The sequence below is a fragment of the uncultured Dialister sp. genome, assembly GCF_937959425.1.
In the GTDB taxonomy this organism is placed as follows: Bacteria; Bacillota; Negativicutes; order Veillonellales; family Dialisteraceae; genus Dialister.
Genome location: NZ_CALGPS010000162.1, coordinates 1 through 4,441, shown reverse-complemented (window position 1 = coordinate 4,441; position 4,441 = coordinate 1). Strand labels below are relative to the sequence as shown.

Here is a 4,441-nt window from a genome sequence, read left to right as displayed (position 1 = left end):
CGTCAAACTTAAGCCCCTTAAGAACCTTCGGCCCAAAGGGCCGTCAACCCTCACGCCGAAGGCGTGTCAGCCGCCGTAGGCGGCCACCCCCTATCCGGCTGCGCCGGACTTCTCCACGGGAAAGCGTCTCACACGATTCTCAGGTCGCTGCCGCTCCCCTACGAATCGTGTTCGCTTGCCACCCCTATTCAGGGGGGAGAATAAGCCTCTCTATGTTTCCCTGCGGCGTCATGTGGCACAATGCTGAGCGTCCATAGGGACACTGTGCACATCCTGCATAGGATGTGCAAGTCGGGCGAAGTAAGGCGCCTAGCCTGCCCATAAGGGCGCTTTCCTTTTGTCGCCCGACCGAACTTAGCGGGGGAAAGGTGGTGGCGCCAGCCACCAAAGGGGGAATGCATTTCCGACGCCCGCAGGGCGGTTGTATGGTTTTCCCACGGGCGAAAGCCCGGTTGTATGGTTTTATACAAACTGGCGCCTTCTATAATTTAGAGGCGCCCTACAACAACCCTCGCGCCAAAGGCGCGTCAAACTTAAGCCCCTTAAGAACCTTCGGCCCAAAGGGCCGTCAACCCTCACGGCCGAAGGCCGTGTCTCATATACGCCCCGAAGGCGTTTCCTGTAGCGTTATCGCTGCTGGTTTCCACATCGGCGAAGTAGACTTTGATTCCCTTTTTTCCAAGAATCTCTTCCACCCGGCTCCTAAGGTACTTGTTAGCCATGACGCCGCCTACGGCGATGAAGGGTCTTTTTTCGAAGGGGCAGGCGGAGAGTTCTTTATCCAGGGCTTTTCCTATATGTTCCAGGACTCCTTCCGCGATATCTTCTCTGGCGTATTTCCCGGAGGCGATGTCCTTCTGCACCCTGGTTTCGGGGCCGGAGAAGGAGAAGGCGCCTTTGACGGCAGATCTTGGGATGTGGTAGGTGTGATGGCCTTGCAGCGCCAGTTTTTCCAGTTCCCTGCCGCAGGGGAAGTGAAGGCCCAGAGAGACGCCTACGCGGTCGATAAGCTGGCCGGCGGTGATGTCTCTGGAGTCCATGAGGGTTGTAATTTCCATGCATTCCCCCTGCCAGATGCAGGAGAGGACATCCATGGTGCCTCCTGACATGTGCATCATGTAGAAGGGTTTGCCCCAGAGGGCGGGGTATTTCCTGATGGCCGCCAGGGCGTGGTTTTCCTGGTGGCTGAATTCATACACCGGTACGTGGAGAGCGGCGGCGAGGGAGAAGGCGCAGCCTTTGCCAACAAGAAAGGCGGGCATGTACGAATCTGCCCGCCTCCGTGGAAAAGAAGATACTCCGATTCCTTTGATATCCTGCAGGAAAGGAGAAAGTTTCTGCAGAATGAGGGGAAGGTTCTTCGTGTGCTGGAAGACCATCTGGGACTGGGAGAGCCCCCGGTTTCCTTCCTTGACGGAAAGAACGATCCTTTCTTCCCCCGCAAGCTCCCCGGAAGAGTCACAAACAGCGGCTGACGTGGTGTAGCAGCTGGTATCTATTCCAAGAAACCTTGCCATGATTATCCTTTCATTGCCTGATCGAGAACGCCGTTGATGAAACGGTAGGAGTTTTCCCCGCCGTACACCTTGGCCATTTCCACAGCTTCATTGATGATGAGCTTCCTGTCGGCAGCCCTGTCACCCATGAAATAGAATTCTGCCAGCGCCAGGCGGAGGATATTCTTATCCACCACATTGAGCTGGGAAAGAGACCAGTTTTTCAGATGGGCGGTAATGGTTTCATCGATTTCCCTATGACCCAGAGCCGCCTCCACCAGAGCATCAGCGAAGGCCCTGTCGCTTTCGGATAATTCCAATCCATCCGACGTAATGGCTTCCGTATCCGGATTCAGCTCCCTGGAGTATAAAACCTGGAGAGCATATTCTCTTGCGCTTCTTCTGCTCATGATGACCTCTTTCAATTCACAATATCAGTAATGGTTATATCTATACCATAAATGGTTTCATCGGTAAGGGAAAGGAGAAGGTTCCTCACCACCATCTGCACGTAGCGGGCCGTTTCCACCGGCCGGCACCCCTTATGGAGCGCCAGGGAGACATCCACCTTGATTCCCTTCTTCCGGCTTCTCCGCACAAGGAGCCCCTTGTGGCCGTGAAAGCCGAAGGCCTGGGAAAGGCCGGAAATCATATCCTGGAAACCGTCGGCGGTGAAATGGGAAACTTCGGGAACGGCAAGCACAGCCCTCTCGATTTTCTCGTACACTTCCTCCTCCGGCACAATGGTAATGGTTTCATCCTGACTCATTTTGCCTGGTCCTTCTCAAAAACAATCTGGGACACATTGACATTCACCGCACTGACGCGGATGCCAAGGGCATCGGACACCGCTTCCTTCACCGTCTCCTGCAGCTTCAGAGCTACTGCAGGGATTCGAAGGCCGTGGCGCACGCACACATAAAGATCAAGGATGACTGCGCCATCCCTGATGCCTACATGGACCCCGTCCGTATCCCTGTCCGACATGACGGAGGACAGGCTCTGGAGGAAAGTCTCCCCCATGCCTGCAATGCCCGGAACACTGACCGCTGCCGCCCTAGCCACTATGGCAATGACCCGGTCGGAAAAGCGGAGACGCCCCAGCTCATTTTCCACTTTTACCGTTTCCATGGGAATCACCCATTATTTTACACGTTCAATGTATGCGCCTGTACGGGTATCGATACGAAGAACTTCCCCTTCATTGATGAAGAGCGGAACAGAAACGATGTAGCCTGTTTCCATCTTAGCCGGTTTGGAACCGCCGGTAGCTGTATCGCCGCGGATGCCCGGTTCTGTTTCAACTACCTTCAGTTCAACAGAATTCGGGATATCTACGCCGATGATGTTGCCATTGAAGAACATGACAGTGCATTCCATTTCTTCCTTCAGGAAATTGATCTTGTCACCCAGCTGTTCCTTATTCAGCATGATCTGTTCATAAGTTTCAGTATCCATGAAGCAGTAGGAACCGTCAGCTTCATAGAGGTACTGCATAGGCTTACGTTCAACAGTGGCCGGCTGCAGCTTGATGCCTGCATTGAACTTACGTTCAACTACAGAACCGTTCTGCAGATTTTTCAGCTTCGCACGAACGAAAGCAGCACCTTTACCAGGCTTTACATGCAGAAATTCCACACACTGCCAAACCTGGCCGTCCAGTTCGACGGTAATTCCGGGACGTAAATCATTACTAGAAATCATTTAATTTTCCTCCTGCTACACTTGCAAAAATTTTTTGGGAAATTCAGTCAGAATGGAAACCCCATCCTGCTTTATAACAACCGTATCTTCGATACGGACTCCACCGGTACCGGGGAGATATACCCCCGGTTCAACAGTTTCTGTCATATTCACTTCCAAAATGGAATGGTCCCTCTGGGCCAGCACCGGCGCTTCATGAATCTCAAGGCCCACACTGTGCCCCAGGGCATGGGTGAAATACCCGTCCAGCCCCCATTTCTTCAAGTACTCCCTGGCTGCCGTATCCGCCTCATCGGCCCGCATGCCCGCCTTCAGAAGACCTTCCACATGCTCATTGCAGCCAAGAACCTTATCGTAAAGGAAACGCTGGCGGGTGGAAATATTTCCCACAGCCACCGTCCTTGTAATATCGGAATGATATCCTTTATAAATGGCGCCGAAATCAAAGGTAATCAGGTCCCCGTTCTCGATGACCTTCTCCGTAGCCGTGCCGTGAGGATAGGCTCCCCGCTCACCCGACGCCACGATAGTATCGAAGGACTTTCCCTCCGACCCCGCCTTCAGCATCTCGCACTCCAGCACCGCCTGCAGGTACCGCTCCGTCACACCGGCGCGGATATAGGGGATCGTATTTTTGAAACCCTCATCGGAAATTTCACAGGCCCTCTTCAAAAGAGCAAGCTCCTCCTCCGACTTGATGCGGCGCACATCATCCACCGGGCAGAACTCAAAATCCACATCCGGCATGGTTTCATCAAAAGAAAGATACATCCGGTAAGACAAAACCGACTCAATGCCCAGACGCTTCACATGGCAGGAACCGACAAGACGGGCCAGCGTCTCCGCCAGCTTCCCCCTGTAGTCCACCACAGTGAACCCCCTCGCCTCCTCCTTCGCCTGCTCCACATAGCGGGAATCCGTGAGGAAATAGAAATCTCGGGGCGTCACAAAAAGATAACTGTCAGAACCGGTGAATCCACTGATGTACCGTAAATTTTCATCCTTCTGCACAAACAGGCCGTCCACGCCCCATTTACGCAGATACTCGGAAATCATTTGTTCATTAAGCACAAAATCACTCTCTTCCATTACCCTATAATCATACAGTATCTCGGGCTATTTGTCTAGATTTTTTGACAGCGCCTCTGGGCGTGAGGGTTCTAAAGATTGACGGGGCTTTCGCCCCGAAGGTTCTTAGGTTGTGCGCCAGTTCGGCGTGTATAGTATAGTCTGGTGAAAGT

General features: G+C 53.3%; 6 protein-coding genes. All 6 read right to left on the bottom strand.

The window, feature by feature from the left end; genetic code table 11:
• Positions 1-575: 575 nt before the first annotated feature.
• The 6 genes from Q0482_RS06670 to Q0482_RS06645 are packed head-to-tail and all read right to left on the bottom strand — an operon-like array spanning position 576 to position 4,271.
• Entirely contained in the window at positions 576-1,517 is a 942-nt protein-coding gene (locus Q0482_RS06670) for a glycoprotease (RefSeq protein ID WP_299144886.1), read from the bottom strand.
• A gap of 2 nt (positions 1,518-1,519) precedes the next feature.
• Complete coding sequence (gene nusB / locus Q0482_RS06665) at positions 1,520-1,906, bottom strand: transcription antitermination factor NusB (protein WP_291057517.1); 387 nt, start codon at positions 1,904-1,906, stop codon at positions 1,520-1,522.
• 11 nt (positions 1,907-1,917) lie between these two features.
• The gene (locus Q0482_RS06660; RefSeq protein ID WP_299144884.1) at positions 1,918-2,265 is read right to left on the bottom strand and encodes a hypothetical protein; all 348 of its coding nucleotides are present in this window, start codon (positions 2,263-2,265) and stop codon (positions 1,918-1,920) included.
• On the bottom strand, positions 2,262-2,627 hold the full coding sequence (locus Q0482_RS06655; protein ID WP_298026771.1) for an Asp23/Gls24 family envelope stress response protein: 366 nt from the start codon (positions 2,625-2,627) through the stop codon (positions 2,262-2,264). The genes Q0482_RS06660 and Q0482_RS06655 overlap by 4 nt, the downstream gene beginning before the upstream one ends.
• 12 nt (positions 2,628-2,639) lie before the next feature.
• Positions 2,640-3,200, bottom strand: a complete 561-nt coding sequence (gene efp, locus Q0482_RS06650; protein ID WP_299144882.1) for an elongation factor P — start codon at positions 3,198-3,200, stop codon at positions 2,640-2,642.
• Positions 3,201-3,215: 15 nt separating this feature from the next.
• On the bottom strand, positions 3,216-4,271 hold the full coding sequence (locus Q0482_RS06645) for a Xaa-Pro peptidase family protein (protein ID WP_299144881.1): 1,056 nt from the start codon (positions 4,269-4,271) through the stop codon (positions 3,216-3,218).
• Positions 4,272-4,441 lie beyond the last annotated feature (170 nt).